Here is a 17,202-nt window from a genome sequence, read left to right as displayed (position 1 = left end):
TGACAAAGACAAGTCATACATTGCTCGAAGTATAACATTACCGCGGAACAAAACGCGCCGTGTAGACTTCGAGCAGTGTCTAACTTTGTGCGTTGGCATTTTGCCATATCGTTCCCTTGCACCGATAAAAAATATCCCTGCTCCTATAGACCCGCAACCATATGTGGTGCATGAGCAACAAGAAAGGGACAGGAAACGAATGGGGCCGTCTTGCGCGCGCGGCTTGCGCATTTTGCGTGCCACTTCTCGCATTTTTCAGCGGTTTTTCGCCCGATCGCGTGAAAGGGTCCAAACATGTGAGGCGGCATCATAGCCGGTTCACCTGACGAATTCACGCGCTGTCTTGAAGCAATTTGTAAGCGCTTTCCGAGCCGTCACCGACGCGCTTCATGTCAGAGTTTCCGAGCCGCAGTTGACACGCGTCGAAGGTATACGGTCGGAATCCCTCCGCTATTCCATTCACCCCTCTGTATACGTACCGCGGCCGGGCGCAGATGTCGCGCATGTTAGAATTATGGGATTCGCTGCGTTCGCGGCGTCGTTTGCAAGCGACAGCAAAACAGGTCCGAAAGCGCCTCTGACGGCCTTCGCGGCGTGCTGTCGCCGCACAGTTCAAGACACGGATAATGGATCAATTCGCCAAAGAGACTCTGCCAATCTCCCTCGAGGAGGAAATGCGCCGTTCGTATCTCGATTACGCGATGAGCGTGATCGTCGGACGGGCGCTTCCCGATGTCCGCGATGGCCTGAAGCCGGTGCATCGTCGCGCGCTGTATTCGATGCACGAGTTGAACAACGACTGGAACCGCGCCTACAAGAAGTCGGCGCGTATCGTCGGCGACGTGATCGGTAAATATCACCCGCACGGCGACGCCTCTGTATATGAGACCATCGTGCGCATGGCGCAGCCGTTTTCGCTGCGCTACATGCTGGTGGACGGGCAGGGCAACTTCGGTTCGGTCGACGGCGACAACGCTGCCGCCATGCGCTACACCGAAATCCGCATGGCCAAGATCGGTCACGAACTGCTCGCGGATATCGATAAAGAGACCGTCGACTTCGGCCCGAACTACGACGGCAGCGAGAACGAGCCGCTCGTTCTCCCGGCGCGTATCCCCAATCTGCTGATCAATGGCTCGGCGGGCATCGCGGTCGGCATGGCGACGAACATTCCGCCGCATAACCTGCGCGAAATCGTCGATGCGTGTCTGCACCTGCTGAACAACCCCGACACCACCGTCGACGAACTGATCGAAATCGTGCCGGCGCCAGATTTCCCGACAGCGGGCGTGATCTACGGCGTCGCGGGCGTGCGCGACGGTTACCGCACCGGGCGCGGCCGGGTGGTGATGCGCGCGACCACGCACTTCGAGGAAATCGACCGCGGCCAGCGCATGGCGATCATCGTCGACGAGATTCCGTATCAGGTGAACAAGCGCACGCTGCTCGAGCGCATCGCCGAACTCGTCAACGAAAAGAAGATCGAGGGCATCTCCGATATCCGCGACGAATCCGACAAGAGCGGCATGCGCGTCGTGATCGAGCTGAAGCGCGGCGAAGTGCCCGAGGTCATTCTCAACAATCTATATAAACAGACGCAGCTTCAGGACACCTTCGGCATGAACATGGTCGCGCTCGTCGACGGCCAGCCCAAGTTGTTGAATCTGAAGGAAATGCTGGAGTGCTTTCTGTCGCATCGGCGGGAAGTACTCACGCGGCGCACTGTATACGAACTGCGCAAGGCGCGGGATCGGGGCCACATCCTCGAAGGTCTCGCGGTCGCGCTGGCGAACATCGACGACTTCATCGGGATCATCAAGGCCGCGCCCACGCCGCCGGTCGCGAAGCAGGAGCTGATGAACCGCTCGTGGGATTCGCAGCTCGTGCGCGAAATGCTCACGCGCACCGAGACGGAAGCGGTCGGTGGGCGCATCGCGTATCGGCCGGAGGGGCTGAACCCGGCGTATGGCCTGCAGGAAGACGGCCAATATAGATTGTCGGACATCCAGGCGCAGGAAATTCTGCAGATGCGCCTGCAGCGCCTGACGGGGCTCGAACAGGACAAGATCGTCAGCGAGTATCGCGAGGTGATGGCGCAGATCGCCGACCTGCTCGATATCCTGGCGCGGCCGGAGCGGATTCGTCAGATCATCGTCGATGAGCTCGGCCAGGTGCGAAACGAATTCGGCGACGAGCGCCGTTCGCGTATCGAGATGAACGCGACCGAGCTGAACACCGAAGACCTGATCACGCCGCAGGAAATGGTCGTGACCATGTCGCATACGGGTTACGTAAAGTCGCAACCGTTGTCGGAATATCGCGCGCAGAAGCGCGGCGGGCGCGGCAAGCAAGCCACGCAGATGAAGGAAGACGACTGGATCGACACGCTCTTCATCGCGAACACGCACGATCACATGCTGTGCTTCTCGAACCGCGGCCGCGTGTACTGGATCAAGGTCTACGAAGTGCCGCAGGGCTCGCGCAACTCGCGCGGCCGGCCGATCGTCAATATGTTCCCGCTGCAGGAAGGCGAGAAGATCAACGTCGTGCTGCCGATCAAGGAATTCTCCGCCGACAAATACGTCTTCATGGCGACCGCGCTCGGCACCGTCAAGAAGACGCCACTCGAAGCGTTCAGCCGGCCGCTGCGCAAGGGCATCATCGCGGTCGGGCTCGATGAAGGCGATTACCTTATCGGCGCGGCCATTACCGACGGCGAACACGACGTCATGCTGTTCTCCGATTCCGGCAAGGCCGTCCGTTTCGACGAAAACGACGTCCGCGCGATGGGCCGCGAAGCGCGCGGCGTGCGCGGCATGCAACTTGAGGACGGCCAGCAGGTCATAGCACTGCTCGTCGCGGGCGGGGAAAACCAGTCGGTGCTGACGGCAACGGAGAATGGATACGGCAAGCGCACGCCGATCAACGAGTACACGCGTCACGGCCGCGGCACAAAGGGCATGATCGCGATCCAGACGTCGGAACGTAACGGCAAGGTCGTCGCCGCGACGCTCGTCGAGCCGGAAAGCGAGATCATGCTGATCGCCAATTCCGGCGTCCTGATCCGCACCCGTGTTTCCGAGATACGCGAAATGGGGCGCGCAACCCAAGGTGTTACACTCATCAGTCTTGACGAGGGGACGAAGCTCTCGGGACTGCAGCACATCGCCGAAGCGGAAGCTGAGGTCGAGCTGGACGCGGACGTCGAAGATGACGCGAGCGGGAGCACCGAGACCGGCGATGAGAAGAATGACGACAACGGTGATGCGGTTTAATTGGCTGCATGCGCCGTTGCCTGAGTCGCGCTTCTCTTGCGCGACTCGTGTTCTGCTTTCAAAAGCCTGAATGGATCTGGTTGTGCGACCTGGGGCTTGGCCGCCGGGTTTCGCTCGTCAAACGACGAGTGACGCCGCGAGCGGCGAAGCTGCGTCGCACGGCTGCGATTGAATACTTTTCAAAGGGAGTAATGATGCAAAAACGATTTAAACAGTGGATGTTGCTGGCTGCTTTCGTACCGACCTTCGCAATGGCCCAGTCGCTGCAAAACCAGGCGCCGAATCAGGCCGCTCCGGCGGCCGCTGCGGCAGCCCCGGTCGACTCCGCGAAGCAGGCAGCCATCAACGATCTGCTGGCAGCAATCGATGCGCAGAAGCTCGTTGGCGCCATCGGCAACAGCGCGCAAATGCAATCGAAGCAACTCGTCCCGGCTATTCTTTCGGACGCGCTCTCCGAGAACAAGTCGCTGAACGACAAGCAGAAGCAGGCCGCCGTGCCGTCGCTGCAGAAGAACGCCGTGCCGAAGCTGGTTGACTCGGCAGGCCAGGTGTTCGCAACGGACTCGTTCCGCCAGGACGCGATGAAGGCCCAGTTCGACGCCTACGCGAAGTACTACACCACGGACGAAATCAAGGATCTGACGGCGTTCTACAAGAGCCCGACCGGTCGCAAGTTCATCCAGGTGCAGGATCAGGTTGGCCGCGACGTCGTGAACGGCCTGATGCAGAAATACATGCCGCAAGCCATCAAGGCGACGCGCACGCAGGCCGACAAGGAAGTGGCCGACGTCAAGCCGGGCAAGTAAGCCCGCTGGCTCGCCGGTCCTGAAGGCCGCCGCGCGGCGTCCCTCGGATTGGCGGGTTTTCAGGACGGTGCGATAATGGCTGTTTGCGCGAAAGCGCAAACAGCCATTTCTTTTCCGGGCGCGGTTTTCAGTACGAGTGGTTCCTTCCCGCCGCGCCTGGCCATTCGGGGTTCTCAGATGCGCGTGTTCAATTTCTCCGCCGGTCCTGCGGCGATGCCCGAAGAAGTGCTGCGCCAAGCGGCCGACGAAATGCTCGACTGGAACGGCAGCGGCATGAGCGTGATGGAAATGAGCCATCGCGGCGCCGAATTCATGTCGATCCACGAAGCCGCGCTTACCGACCTGCGCGAGTTGCTGAGCGTGCCGGCATCGCATCGGATTCTGTTTCTGCAGGGCGGTGGGATTGGCGAGAACGCCATCGTGCCGATGAACATGCTCGGCACGAAGAAGACCGCCGATTTCATCGTGACCGGTTCGTGGTCGCAGAAGTCGTTCAAGGAAGCGCAGAAATACGGCGCCCCGCACATCGCCGCGAACGGCAAGACGGAGCAGGGCTTCACGCACGTGCCGCACATCGCCGAGTGGCATCTCTCCGACGATCCCGCCTACGTGCATCTGTGCACGAACGAAACCATCGACGGCGTCGAGACCTTCGAAATCCCCGATCTCGGCGATATTCCGCTCGTCGCGGATGCTTCGTCGCACATTCTTTCGCGCCCGATGGACATCGCCAAGTACGGCGTGCTCTTCGGCGGCGCGCAGAAAAACATCGGCATGGCGGGCGTGACCGTCGTGATCGTGCGCGAAGACCTGCTCGACCGCGCGCTGCCGATCTGCCCGTCCGCGTTCGAATGGAAGACGGTTGCCGAGAACAATTCGATGTACAACACGCCGCCCACCTACGCGATCTACATCGCGGGGCTGGTCTTCAAGTGGCTGAAGAAGCAGGGCGGCCTGTCAGCAATCGAAGCGCGCAACGCCGAGAAGGCGAAGCTGCTCTACGACACCATCGATTCGAGCAATTTCTACGTCAACAAGGTGGAGCGCCAGTCGCGATCGCGCATGAACGTGCCGTTCTTCCTCGCCGACGAATCGCGCAACGCCGATTTCCTGGCCGGCGCGAAAGCGCGCGGGCTGCTGCAACTGAAGGGCCACAAGTCCGTAGGCGGCATGCGGGCATCGATCTACAACGCGGTGCCGTTCGAGGGCGTGAAGACGCTCGTCGAATACATGAAGGATTTCGAGCAGGGCCGCGCGTGAATCACGCCAGAAGTCGCGCATCCGCCGATGCGCCGCCTTGCACTCCGCACACTGTTTTGCCCTCATTTGCCCGCCAGGCAACGCATGGACGACGACCTCAATTCAAAACTCTTACCGCTGCGCGAACGCATCGACGCCATTGATGCGCAACTCATCGCGCTCTTGAATCAACGCGCCGCGGTGGCGCTGGAAGTCGGCGAGGTGAAGAAGCACTTCAACGCGCCGGTGTTTCGCCCCGAGCGCGAGATGCAGGTGATCCAGCGCCTGCAGGACATGAGCGACGGCCCGCTCGCCGACGATCACATCAGCTCGATCTGGCGCGAAATCATGGCCGCGAGCCGCGCGCTCGAACAGACGATCCGCGCCGCGTATCTCGGCCCGGTCGGCACCTACAGCGAGCAGGCGATGTTCGAATACTTCGGCCATTCGATCGAAGGGCTGCCGTGCCCGTCGATCGACGAAGTGTTCCGCTCGGTCGAGGCGGACGCGGCCGAATTCGGCGTCGTGCCGGTCGAGAATTCGGCGGAAGGCGCGGTGTCGCGCACGCTGGATCTGCTGCTGCAGTCGTCGCTGACGATCGGCGGTGAACTCGCGCTGCCGATTCATCACAATTTGTTGACGGCGTCCGGCAAGCTCGACGGCGTGACGCGCGTCTGCGCGCATCCGCAGGCGCTTGCGCAGTGCCAGCGCTGGCTCACGCAGAACGCGCCGCATCTGGAGCGCCAGGCGGTGTCGAGCAATGCCGAAGCGGCGCGCATGGCGGTGAAGGATTCGACGATCGCGGCTATCGCCGGCGATCGTGCCGCCACGCATTACGGCCTCGGCAACGTCTTTTCACATATCCAGGACGATCCGCACAACCGCACGCGTTTCGTGATGATCGGCAAGCAGCCGACCGGCCCGAGCGGCTACGACCAGACGTCGCTGATCGTGTCGGTTGCGAACGAGCCGGGCGCGATGTTCAAGCTGCTCGAACCGCTCGCGAAGCACGGCGTCTCGATGACGCGTTTCGAGTCGCGTCCGGCGCGCATCGGGACGTGGGAGTACTACTTCTACATCGACCTGGAAGGCCATCGCGATGACGTGTGGGTCGCCGCCGCGCTCACCGAGCTCGGTCAGAAGGCCGCATTCCTGAAAATCCTCGGTTCCTACCCGCGCGCGCGTTGAACCCGCTTTCCGCTTGATCGACTGGAGAAAAACATGACATCGCAATTCGGCCCAACGTATGTGCGCGGGATCGCGCCGTACATCGCCGGCAAGCCGATTTCGGAAGTGGCGCGCGAGTTCGGCCTCGATGAAACGACGATAGTGAAACTGGCGTCGAACGAGAATCCGCTTGGGATGCCGGAATCGGCGAAGCAGGCGATTGCGCTTGCCGTCGCGGAACTGGGGCGCTATCCGGATTCGAACGGTTTCGAGCTGAAGGCCGCCTTGAGCGAGCGCTACGGCGTGCCGCCAGAGTGGATCACGCTCGGCAACGGCAGCAACGACATTCTCGAAATGGCCGCGCACGCGTTCGTCGAGAAGGGCCAGTCGATCGTTTATTCGCAATATTCGTTCGCCGTGTACGCGCTCGCGACGCAAGGCCTGGGCGCGCGCGCGATCGTCGTGCCGGCGGTGGCGTACGGTCACGATCTCGACGCGATGCTCGCCGCCATCGATGACGACACGCGGCTCGTCTTCGTCGCGAATCCGAACAACCCGACCGGCACGTTCATCGACGGCCCGGCGCTCGAGGCGTTCATCGCGAAAGTGCCGCACCACGTCGCGATCGTGCTCGACGAGGCGTACACCGAATATCTGTCGCCGGAGCATCGCTACGATTCGATCGACTGGGTGCGGCGCTATCCGAACCTGCTCGTCTCGCGCACGTTTTCGAAGGCGTTCGGGCTGGCGGGCTTGCGCGTCGGCTTTGCGATCGCGCAGCCGGAACTGACCGATCTGCTGAACCGCCTGCGCCAGCCGTTCAACGTGAATTCGCTCGCGCAGGCGGCGGCCGTCGCTGCGCTCAAGGACGCCGCGTTTCTGACGGAAAGCGCGTCGGTGAATGCGCAGGGTTATCGGCGCCTGACCAAGGCGTTCGACAAGCTCGGTCTCGAATACGTGCCGTCGTACGGCAATTTCGTGATGGTGCGCGTCGGCGACGACGACGGCGCGGGCGCGCGCGTCAATCTCGAATTGCTGAAACAGGGCGTGATCGTGCGGCCGGTTGGCAACTACGGTTTGCCGCAGTGGCTGCGCGTGACGATCGGCCTGCCGGCCGAAAACGAAGCCTTCATCGCCGCGCTCGAAAAGACGCTCGCGACTGTCTGAACCCCCGCGCCGAAAGGCGCGCTTCTGGCGAGGCTCCGTGGCTGCGTTCACATTCAACAAACTAGTTATCTTCGGCGTCGGCCTGATCGGCGGGTCGCTTGCGCGCGCGTTGCGCGAAAGGGCGGGGCTCGCGGGCGAGGTCGTGGGGGTCGGGCGGTCGGTGAAAACGATCCAGCGCGCGCTGGAACTCGGCGTGATCGACTCAGCCGCATCGCTCGACGACGACGCCGCGCTCGGAAAAGCACTCAGCGGCGCTGACGTCGTGCTGCTCGCCGCGCCGGTGGCGCAGACCGAGCCGTTGCTTGCGCGCATCGCGCCGTTCCTCGATGCATCGACCGTCGTGACGGACGCTGGCAGCACGAAAAGCGACGTCGTCGCGGCGGCGCGCGCCGCGCTCGGCGCGAAGGTCGCGCAGTTTGTGCCTGGGCATCCGATTGCGGGGCGCGAGTCGAGCGGCGTCGATGCCGCGCTGCCCGATCTCTACGTCGGGCGCAACGTCGTGCTCTGTCCGTTGGCCGAGAATTCGCCGGACGCCGTAGAACGGGTCGAAGCGATGTGGCTGGCGACGGGCGCGAGCGTCCACCGCATGAGCGAAGCGCAGCACGACCGCGTGTTCGCGGCGGTGAGCCACCTGCCGCACGTGGCGTCGTTCGCGCTCGTCGAGCAGATTCTCGAAGCGCCCGACGCCGCGCTCAAGTTCTCCTTCGCCGCCGGCGGGTTCCGCGATTTCACGCGGATCGCGGCGTCGAGCCCCGAAATGTGGCGCGACATCTGCATCGCGAACCGCGCTGCGTTGCTCGCCGAACTCGATGCGTACACGACGGTACTCGCGCGTTTTCGCGCCGCCATTGACGCCTCCGACGGCGCCGCGCTCGAACAGGCGTTCGCGCGCTCGCGCGTGGCGCGCACCGAATGGCAGGAACGCGGCGGCGCGAAGCTCCGCGAAACCCCTGCGAAATAAGGACTCAATCATGGAATATCTCGATCTCGGACCCTTTTCGCGCGCGTCCGGCACGGTCCGGCTGCCCGGCTCGAAGAGCATTTCGAACCGCGTGCTGCTGCTCGCCGCGCTCGCCGACGGCGAAACCACGATCACCAACCTGCTCGATTCCGACGACACGCGCGTGATGCTTTCCGCGCTGGAGACGCTCGGCGTCGGCGTCCGGAACGACGGCGACCGGTGCGTCGTGACCGGCACGGGCGGCGCGTTCGAATCGAAATCGGCCGAGCTTTTCCTCGGCAACGCGGGCACGGCGGTGCGCCCGCTCACGGCTGCGCTCGCGGTGAATGGCGGCGAATATCGCGTGCACGGCGTGCCGCGCATGCACGAGCGGCCGATCGGCGATCTCGTCGACGGCTTGCGGCAGATCGGCGCCGACATCGATTACGAACTGAACGACGGCTTCCCGCCGCTCAAGATCCACCCCGCGCAAATCGCCGTCGATAAACCGATTCGCGTGCGCGGCGACGTGTCGAGCCAGTTCCTCACCGCACTTCTGATGACGCTTCCGATCGTGAAATCGGCGAGCGGCGCGATCACGATTGAAGTCGAAGGCGAGCTGATCTCGAAGCCGTACATCGACATCACGATCCGCCTGATGGAGCGCTTCGGCGTGACCGTCGCGCGCGACGGCTGGGCGCGCTTCACCGTGCCGGCGGGCGCGCAGTACCGGTCGCCGGGCACGATCATGATCGAAGGCGACGCGTCGTCGGCGTCGTATTTCCTCGCGGCGGGCGCGATCGGCGGCGGACCGGTGCGCGTCGAGGGCGTCGGGCGGGCGAGTATCCAGGGCGACGTCGGTTTCGCCGACGCGCTGATCCGCATGGGCGCGAACGTCATGATGGGCGACGACTGGATCGAAGTGCGCGGCGTCGAGTCCGACGACGGGCGCCTCGCCGCCATCGACATGGACTTCAACCTGATCCCCGACGCGGCGATGACGATCGCCGTCGCCGCGCTTTTCGCCGACGGCAAGACCACGCTGCGCAACATCGCGAGCTGGCGCGTGAAGGAAACCGACCGCATCGCCGCGATGGCGACCGAGCTGCGGAAGGTCGGCGCAATGGTCGAAGAGGGCGCGGACTACCTGATCGTGACGCCGCCCGCCTCGCTCACGCCGAACGCCGCCATCGATACCTACGACGACCACCGCATGGCGATGTGCTTCTCGCTCGTCGCGCTGGGCGGGGTTCAAGTGCGCATCAACGACCCAAAATGCGTCGGCAAGACCTTCCCTGACTACTTCGACCGCTTCGCGACTCTGGCCAAAGCATGACCGAAATGACTGCAACAACGCGCCAGAACGGCCCCGCTCAATGAAACCGACCCGTCCCTTTCATCAATCTCCAGTGATCACCATCGACGGACCGACGGCGTCGGGCAAAGGCACAGTCGCCGCGCTGGTCGCAGCGACGCTCGGTTTCCACCTGCTCGACAGCGGCGCGCTCTACCGCCTGACCGCGCTCGCGAGCATGAGCTACGACATCGACCCGGCGGACGCCGAGGCGCTCGCAAAACTCGTCGGCGCGCTCCATATCACGTTTCGCGAAGGCTGCGCGCAGCTGGACGGCGTCGATGTATCGGCGGAAATTCGCGCCGAAGAGGTCGGCAACCGGGCTTCGGCGATCGCGGTTCATCCCGAAGTTAGGAAGGCGCTGATTGCCCGCCAGCGGGCGTTCCGCAAGCTGCCGGGGCTCGTCGCGGACGGCCGTGACATGGGCACGGTGATCTTTCCTGATGCCCCGCTCAAGGTGTTTCTCACCGCCAGCGTCGAGGCTCGCGCGGCCAGACGGTATAAGCAATTGATACAAAAAGGATTTTCTGCTAATATGGAAGACTTGCTGAGAGATTTGCGTGAACGCGACACGCGCGATACAAATCGCAGCACCGCGCCACTGAAGCCCGCAGCAGACGCGAGAACGCTGGACACATCCGGCTTGTCCGTCGACCAAACGGTCGAACAGATCATTGGCTGGTTCAACGAGATTCGCGTCTAGTTTCAGGTAGTAAAGCGCAGTAGCAGTAAAGGCGGGTCGTTCCAGCCCGCTTGCATGGTGCTCCGCGAGAAACACGGAGCGTGTTCAAACCCTTTAACCCCGCGTGGCTCTCGTTTTTTTGCCAGTTGGCCGTCACCGGACGGCAGGCATCGCGATCAAGCCGTGCAAACCTCGATTTTTATGTCCGACCTGCAAACCTCCACCCCGAATACCGAATCTTTTGCGGCTCTGTTCGAAGAGTCGCTGACCAAGCAGGACATGCGCGCCGGCGAAGTGATCTCCGCCGAAGTCGTGCGTGTCGACCACAACTTCGTGGTCGTCAACGCTGGTCTCAAGTCCGAAGCCTACATTCCGCTCGAAGAATTCCTGAACGACGCGGGCGAGGTAGAAGTGCAGGCGGGCGACTTCGTTTCCGTCGCGATCGACGCGCTGGAAAACGGCTATGGCGACACCATCCTGTCGCGCGACAAGGCGAAGCGCCTCGCTTCGTGGCTGTCGCTGGAAAAAGCCCTCGACAACAACGAACTCGTGACCGGCACGATCACGGGCAAGGTCAAGGGCGGCATGACCGTCATGGTCAACGGCATCCGCGCGTTCCTGCCGGGTTCGCTCGTCGACACGCGTCCCGTCAAGGACACGACGCCGTACGAAGGCAAGACCCTCGAATTTCGCGTGATCAAGCTCGACCGCAAGCGTAACAACGTCGTGTTGTCGCGCCGTGCCGTGATCGAAGCCACGCAAGGCGAAGAGCGCGCAAAGCTGCTCGAAACGCTGAAGGAAGGCGCGATCGTGGAAGGCGTGGTCAAGAACATCACCGACTACGGCGCGTTCGTGGACCTCGGCGGCATCGACGGCCTGCTGCACATCACCGACATCGCATGGCGTCGCGTGCGTCACCCGAGCGAAGTTCTGTCGGTTGGCCAGGAAGTCACCGCGAAGATCCTCAAGTTCGACCAAGAGAAGAACCGCGTCTCGCTCGGCATCAAGCAGCTCGGCGACGATCCGTGGGAAGGCATCTCCCGCCGTTACCCGTCGGGCACGCGCCTGTTCGGCAAGGTCACGAACATCACCGACTACGGCGCATTCGTCGAAGTGGAATCGGGCATCGAAGGCCTGGTCCACGTGTCGGAAATGGACTGGACGAACAAGAACGTTGCACCGTCGAAGGTTGTACAGCTCGGTGACGAAGTCGAAGTCATGGTTCTCGAAATCGACGAAGACCGCCGCCGTATCAGCCTCGGCATGAAGCAGTGCAAGCCGAACCCGTGGGACGACTTCAGCCGCAACTTCAAGAAGGGCGACAAGATCAGCGGCGCCATCAAGTCGATCACCGACTTCGGCGTGTTCATCGGTCTGCCTGGCGGCATCGACGGTCTGGTTCACCTCTCGGACCTGTCGTGGAGCGAAACCGGCGAAGAAGCCGTGCGCAAGTACAAGAAGGGCGACGAAGTCGAAGCCGTGGTTCTGGGCATCGACGTCGAGAAGGAACGCATTTCGCTCGGCATCAAGCAACTCGAAGGCGATCCGTTCAGCAACTTTGTCGCGATCAACGACAAGGGCGCGATTGTTGACGGTACGGTGAAGTCGGTGGACGCGAAGGGTGCGGTCATCACGCTGACGGCTGACGTCGAAGGCTACCTCCGCGCGTCGGAAATCGCTCAGGACCGTGTCGAAGACGCTCGTAACGTGCTGAAGGAAGGCGACAAGGTCAATGCGATGATCATCAACATCGACCGCAAGTCGCGTGGCATCAACCTGTCGGTCAAGGCCAAGGATTCGGCTGAACAACAGGAAGCGATTCGCGGTCTGGCAGCATCGGACTCGAACGCCGCTGCTACCGGCACGACCAACCTCGGCGCGCTGCTCAAGGCCAAGCTCGACGGCCAGAACAGCTAAGCCTTAACGATACCGCTGCAGTATGACCAAATCGGAATTGGTCGCCCAACTGGCGTCGCGTTTTCCGCAACTTGTCCTCAAGGATGCGGATTTCGCGGTGAAGACGATGCTCGATGCGATGTCGGAGGCTTTGGCCAACGGTCATCGCATCGAAATTCGCGGCTTCGGCAGCTTCGGGCTCAATCGTCGTCCGTCGCGCGTCGGGCGCAATCCGAAGTCGGGTGAGAAGGTGCTGGTGCCGGAGAAATTTGTGCCGCACTTCAAACCGGGCAAGGAATTGCGTGAACGCGTCGACGGCCGCGCAGGCGAGCCGCTGAAAATATCGGACGATGAAGACGACGATCTCTGATCGAACTCCGAATCGGCCGGTTCTAAAGCCGCAGTGTCGTACCAGACGGCAATGACCGGAAAAGAGCACCCCCAGGGGTGCTTTTTTTTCGCCTGCACTTTGCTCATACGTTTCTCAGGGTCGCTTCCAATCGATAGGTGCGCGTCTTGCTCACCAACTGATACGCGCCGCAGCAACCGCTTACCGCCCGCAACCGCCGCCCTGACGACGATACGCATCATTTACAATACCGGTCACTTTCGGCCCGGTGACCGTGCTGCGCGGGCTTCACGCGCAACGCGACATCCGATGCCGTCTGCAACCGCCGTCGAGAGAGTCTCCATGAAATTTTTTGTCTGGCTGATCCGCGTCCTCGTCTTCGTCCTGCTGCTGGTGCTGGCGCTCGCCAACACGCAACCCGCGACGCTCAATTTCCTCGCCGGCTATTCCTGGCAAGCTCCGTTGATCCTGATCGGCCTCGCGTTTTTCGTTGTCGGCTTGCTGGCGGGGCTCGTGTCCGCGCTGCCCGCGATGTTCCGCCTGCGCATGGAGAACGGGCGTTTGAGGCGCGAGCTGCGCGTCGCGCGCGAGGCGCCCGTTCCCGTGCAGGAACCCCCGATGCCGCCGCTCATCTGATCCAGCCAGCGCCGGCGCACATGCAGACGCGCCGCCATCCACCCCGACTCACCGACTATTCGCATGGATCTAGACTTCTGGTGGCTGCTTGTCGTCCCTGTCGCGTTCGCGCTTGGCTGGATGGCATCCCGCTATGACCTGAAAGCGCTGCTGTCCGAAAACGCGAATCTGCCGCGCTCGTACTTTCGCGGCCTCAATTTCCTGCTCAACGAGCAACACGACAAAGCGATCGACGCCTTCATCGAAGTCGCGAAGCTCGACCCCGAAACCATCGAATTGCACTTTGCGCTCGGCAATTTGTTTCGCCGGCGCGGCGAGACGGATCGCGCGATCCGCGTCCACCAGAACCTCTTGAGCCGCGCCGACCTGCCCGTCGCCGAGCGCGATCACGCCCTCTTCGAACTCGGCCAGGACTTCCTGAAGGCCGGCCTGCTGGATCGCGCAGAGGAAACGTTCCGCTCGCTGGAAGCCGGCGAATACGAACTCGGCGCGCAGCGCGCGTTGCTGACGATCTACGAGATCGAGAAAGACTGGCCGAAGTCGATCGTGACCGCGGAGCGCATCGAGAAGATGGGCGCGCCGTCGCTGGCGAAGGAAGTCGCGCATTTTCACTGCGAACTCGCGCAGGAAGCGCTGCAGCGCAAACAGCCCGACGAAGCCCGTGCCGAGCTGAAACTGGCTCTCGCGGCCAACTCCGACAGCGTGCGCGCGACCATCCTCGCGGGCGACGTCGATGCCGCCGGCGGCGATCTCGTCTCGGCGATCGCTTGCTGGAAGCGCGTCGAGGAGCAGAATGCGGCGTATCTGCCGCTCGTCGCCGAGAAGCTGATGGACGCGTACACGAAGCTCGATCGCGCGGAGAACGGCGTCGATCTGTTGACCGGCTACGTGCACCGCTATCCGTCGACCGATCTGCTCGACGTCGCGTTCAAGCACGTCGAGGCGCTACGCGGCCTCGACGCCGCGCACGCGCTCGCGCGCACGCAGATGCAGACGTCGCCGAATCTCGCGGGCATGCTGCGCCTGCTCGAATCGCAGGAAGCGGGCGCCGAAGAACCGCGTCGTGGTGAACTGCAACTGATGCGCGCGCTCGTCAAGCAGCGCACCAAGAACCTGCCGCGCTATACGTGTCAAACTTGTGGCTTCCGCGCCCGTCTTTTCTACTGGCAATGTCCCGGCTGCAGCGGCTGGGAAACGTATGCGCCGCGCCGCGTCGAACCCATTACTTCGGCCTGACGGCGCGCGCGGCTAATCGGCAAGCCGGCTGCGCGGGAGGCGAGCGGGTCGATGCTGACCCGGCTTCCGGCCATCGCCGGCATCTTCAGAACAACCGGAACGCGTATGAAAATTACCATCGTCGGCACGGGTTACGTCGGTCTGGTGACCGGCGCGTGCCTTGCTGAAATCGGTCACGACGTGTTTTGCGTCGACGTCGATCCGCGCAAGATCGAAATCCTCAACAACGGCGGCGTGCCGATCCACGAGCCAGGGCTGCTGGAAATGCTCCGGCGCACGCGCACGGCCGGCCGCATCCAGTTTTCGACCGACGTGAAGGCGAGCGTCGAGCACGGCGAGATCCAGTTCATCGCGGTCGGCACGCCGCCCGACGAAGACGGCTCCGCCGACCTGCAATATGTGCTCGCGGCGGCGCGCAACATCGGGCGTTATTCGAACGGCTTCAAGGTAATCGTCGATAAATCGACGGTGCCGGTCGGCACGGCGCTCCAGGTGCGGCGCGTGGTCGAGGAAGAGTTGACGGCGCGCGGGCTGGAAGCATCGGGCAAGCACGGCTTTTCGGTCGTGTCGAATCCGGAGTTTCTGAAGGAGGGCGCGGCGGTCGATGATTTCATGCGCCCGGACCGCATCGTAATCGGGCTGGACGACGACGAAGCCGGCCACCTCGCACGCGAGAAAATGAAGCGGCTCTACGCGCCGTTCAACCGCAATCACGAGCGCACGCTGTACATGGACGTGCGCTCGGCGGAATTCACGAAGTACGCGGCCAACGCAATGCTCGCGACGCGCATTTCGTTCATGAACGATCTGTCGAACCTGGCCGATACGGTCGGCGCCGATATCGAATCGGTGCGTCGGGGAATCGGCTCCGATCCGCGCATCGGCTACGACTTTTTGTATGCGGGCTGCGGCTACGGTGGATCGTGCTTCCCGAAGGACGTGCAGGCGCTCGTGCAGACGGCGCGTGAAAACGGCCATCGGCTGCGCATTCTGGAAGCGGTCGAGGACGTCAACGACGCGCAGAAGGAAGTGCTCGTCAGCAAGATCGTGAAGCGCATGGGCGAAGACCTGCGTGGGCGCACGTTCGCGGTCTGGGGCCTCGCGTTCAAGCCCAATACCGACGACATGCGCGAGGCGTCGAGCCGGCGCCTGATCGACGCGCTGCTCGCGCGCGGCGCCACGGTGCGCGCGTACGATCCGGTAGCGCTCGATGAAGCGCAACGCGTCATCGCGCTCGATCTCGCCAATCGTCCCGACGACATGAAGCGCCTCTCGTTCGTCCACACGCAAAAGGACGCGCTGCCCGGCGCCGATGCGCTCGTGATCGTGACCGAGTGGAAGGAATTCAAGAGCCCCGACTTCGCCCATCTCAAAAGCGAACTGAAAATGCCGGTCGTCTTCGATGGCCGCAACCTGTACGAACCCGAAGCGATGGCGGAACTCGGCATCGACTATTACGCGATAGGACGTCCCCATGTCGAACTCGACGGCGCCGGCTCCGGCCACTAAGCCCGCCCCCATTCCGGTCGTGCCGCGCGCGCGGATTTCGGCGGCGCGCGTTTTGGTCGTCGGCGACGTGATGCTCGACCGCTACTGGTTCGGCGACGTCAACCGCATTTCGCCGGAAGCGCCGGTGCCGGTCGTGCATGTGCAGCGCAAGGAAGACCGCCTCGGCGGCGCGGCGAACGTCGCGCGCAACGCGGCGGCGCTCGGCGCGCAGGCGGGGCTGCTCTGCGTGGTGGGCCACGACGAACCGGGCGAGCGCATCGTCGAGTTGCTCGGCGAGAGCAAGGTCGCGGGGCACCTCGAACGCGATCCCGAACTGCTCACGACGATCAAGCTGCGGGTGCTGTCGCGCCAGCAGCAGTTGCTGCGCGTCGATTTTGAGAACTCGCCGACGCACGAAGTGCTCGCCGCGTGCCTCGCGCGTTTTGCCGATCTGTTGCCGCAGTACGACGTCATCCTGATGTCGGATTACGCGAAGGGCGGCCTGACGCACGTGACGCAGATGATCGCGGACGCGCGTCGCGCGAACAAGCCGGTGCTGGTCGACCCGAAAGGCGACGACTGGGACCGCTATCGCGGCGCCACGCTGATCACGCCGAACCGCGCGGAGTTGCGCGAGGTCGTCGGGCGGTGGCATTCGGAGGAGGATTTGCACGAACGCGTCGCGAAGCTGCGCGCCGAGTTGCAAATCGACGCGCTGCTGCTCACGCGTTCCGAGGAGGGCATGACGCTCTTCACGGACAACCGCGTGCTGCACACGCAAGCCGACGCGCGCGAGGTCTACGACGTGTCCGGCGCGGGCGACACCGTCATCGCGACGGTCGCGACGATGCTCGGCGCAGGCGTGCCGCTCATCGACTCGATCGCCTATGCCAACCGGGCGGCGGGCATCGTCGTCGGGAAGCTGGGCACGGCGACCGTCGACTACAACGAACTTTTCGCTTGAGAA

Annotated in this window: 14 protein-coding genes; all 14 read left to right on the top strand. The window is 63.1% G+C overall.

What is annotated here, in order from left to right:
- Positions 1–626: 626 nt before the first annotated feature.
- Entirely contained in the window at positions 627–3,275 is a 2,649-nt protein-coding gene (gyrA, locus tag AWB67_RS10505) for a DNA gyrase subunit A (protein ID WP_087656183.1), read from the top strand.
- Between the two features lie 194 nt (positions 3,276–3,469).
- On the top strand, positions 3,470–4,081 hold the full coding sequence (locus AWB67_RS10500; protein WP_087656182.1) for a DUF2059 domain-containing protein: 612 nt from the start codon (positions 3,470–3,472) through the stop codon (positions 4,079–4,081).
- Positions 4,082–4,258: 177 nt separating this feature from the next.
- The gene (serC, locus tag AWB67_RS10495) at positions 4,259–5,341 is read left to right on the top strand and encodes a 3-phosphoserine/phosphohydroxythreonine transaminase (protein ID WP_087656181.1); all 1,083 of its coding nucleotides are present in this window, start codon (positions 4,259–4,261) and stop codon (positions 5,339–5,341) included.
- An 84-nt stretch (positions 5,342–5,425) separates the two neighbouring features.
- A complete protein-coding gene (pheA, locus tag AWB67_RS10490; protein WP_087656180.1) occupies positions 5,426–6,508 on the top strand; it encodes a prephenate dehydratase in 1,083 nt (360 codons plus the stop codon).
- Between the two features lie 33 nt (positions 6,509–6,541).
- Complete coding sequence (hisC, locus tag AWB67_RS10485) at positions 6,542–7,654, top strand: histidinol-phosphate transaminase (protein ID WP_087656179.1); 1,113 nt, start codon at positions 6,542–6,544, stop codon at positions 7,652–7,654.
- Between the two features lie 37 nt (positions 7,655–7,691).
- Positions 7,692–8,615 carry a prephenate dehydrogenase gene (locus tag AWB67_RS10480; protein WP_087656178.1) on the top strand — a complete coding sequence of 308 codons (924 nt, stop codon included), beginning with the start codon at positions 7,692–7,694 and terminating at the stop codon, positions 8,613–8,615.
- 10 nt (positions 8,616–8,625) lie between these two features.
- A complete protein-coding gene (aroA, locus tag AWB67_RS10475; protein WP_087656177.1) occupies positions 8,626–9,930 on the top strand; it encodes a 3-phosphoshikimate 1-carboxyvinyltransferase in 1,305 nt (434 codons plus the stop codon).
- 40 nt (positions 9,931–9,970) lie between these two features.
- Complete coding sequence (gene cmk / locus AWB67_RS10470) at positions 9,971–10,651, top strand: (d)CMP kinase (protein ID WP_087656176.1); 681 nt, start codon at positions 9,971–9,973, stop codon at positions 10,649–10,651.
- Positions 10,652–10,813: 162 nt separating this feature from the next.
- Entirely contained in the window at positions 10,814–12,547 is a 1,734-nt protein-coding gene (gene rpsA, locus AWB67_RS10465) for a 30S ribosomal protein S1 (protein WP_200822206.1), read from the top strand.
- Between the two features lie 22 nt (positions 12,548–12,569).
- A complete protein-coding gene (locus AWB67_RS10460; protein ID WP_087656174.1) occupies positions 12,570–12,896 on the top strand; it encodes an integration host factor subunit beta in 327 nt (108 codons plus the stop codon).
- A 321-nt stretch (positions 12,897–13,217) separates the two neighbouring features.
- The gene (locus AWB67_RS10455) at positions 13,218–13,511 is read left to right on the top strand and encodes a LapA family protein (protein WP_087656173.1); all 294 of its coding nucleotides are present in this window, start codon (positions 13,218–13,220) and stop codon (positions 13,509–13,511) included.
- Between the two features lie 63 nt (positions 13,512–13,574).
- Complete coding sequence (gene lapB, locus AWB67_RS10450) at positions 13,575–14,747, top strand: lipopolysaccharide assembly protein LapB (RefSeq protein WP_087656172.1); 1,173 nt, start codon at positions 13,575–13,577, stop codon at positions 14,745–14,747.
- A 105-nt stretch (positions 14,748–14,852) separates the two neighbouring features.
- Positions 14,853–16,256: a UDP-glucose dehydrogenase family protein gene (locus tag AWB67_RS10445; protein ID WP_087656171.1), complete on the top strand. Its 1,404-nt coding sequence runs from the start codon at positions 14,853–14,855 to the stop codon at positions 16,254–16,256.
- Entirely contained in the window at positions 16,222–17,199 is a 978-nt protein-coding gene (gene rfaE1 / locus AWB67_RS10440; RefSeq protein WP_087656170.1) for a D-glycero-beta-D-manno-heptose-7-phosphate kinase, read from the top strand. The genes AWB67_RS10445 and rfaE1 overlap by 35 nt, the downstream gene beginning before the upstream one ends.
- The last annotated feature ends 3 nt before the right edge of the window (positions 17,200–17,202 follow it).

The sequence above is a fragment of the Caballeronia terrestris genome (assembly GCF_001544515.1).
In the GTDB taxonomy this organism is placed as follows: Bacteria; Pseudomonadota; Gammaproteobacteria; order Burkholderiales; family Burkholderiaceae; genus Caballeronia; species Caballeronia terrestris.
This window is presented reverse-complemented; position numbering and strand designations above follow the sequence as displayed.

What these genes read in the sequence shown, in the direction of transcription:
- gyrA (WP_087656183.1), top strand. Translation starts at nt 627, where the DNA reads ATGGATCAATTCGCCAAAGAGACTCTGCCAATCTCCCTCGAGGAGGAA.
- AWB67_RS10500 (WP_087656182.1), top strand. Translation starts at nt 3,470, where the DNA reads ATGCAAAAACGATTTAAACAGTGGATGTTGCTGGCTGCTTTCGTACCG.
- serC (WP_087656181.1), top strand. Translation starts at nt 4,259, where the DNA reads ATGCGCGTGTTCAATTTCTCCGCCGGTCCTGCGGCGATGCCCGAAGAA.
- pheA (WP_087656180.1), top strand. Translation starts at nt 5,426, where the DNA reads ATGGACGACGACCTCAATTCAAAACTCTTACCGCTGCGCGAACGCATC.
- hisC (WP_087656179.1), top strand. Translation starts at nt 6,542, where the DNA reads ATGACATCGCAATTCGGCCCAACGTATGTGCGCGGGATCGCGCCGTAC.
- aroA (WP_087656177.1), top strand. Translation starts at nt 8,626, where the DNA reads ATGGAATATCTCGATCTCGGACCCTTTTCGCGCGCGTCCGGCACGGTC.
- cmk (WP_087656176.1), top strand. Translation starts at nt 9,971, where the DNA reads ATGAAACCGACCCGTCCCTTTCATCAATCTCCAGTGATCACCATCGAC.
- AWB67_RS10460 (WP_087656174.1), top strand. Translation starts at nt 12,570, where the DNA reads ATGACCAAATCGGAATTGGTCGCCCAACTGGCGTCGCGTTTTCCGCAA.
- AWB67_RS10455 (WP_087656173.1), top strand. Translation starts at nt 13,218, where the DNA reads ATGAAATTTTTTGTCTGGCTGATCCGCGTCCTCGTCTTCGTCCTGCTG.
- lapB (WP_087656172.1), top strand. Translation starts at nt 13,575, where the DNA reads ATGGATCTAGACTTCTGGTGGCTGCTTGTCGTCCCTGTCGCGTTCGCG.
- AWB67_RS10445 (WP_087656171.1), top strand. Translation starts at nt 14,853, where the DNA reads ATGAAAATTACCATCGTCGGCACGGGTTACGTCGGTCTGGTGACCGGC.
- rfaE1 (WP_087656170.1), top strand. Translation starts at nt 16,222, where the DNA reads ATGTCGAACTCGACGGCGCCGGCTCCGGCCACTAAGCCCGCCCCCATT.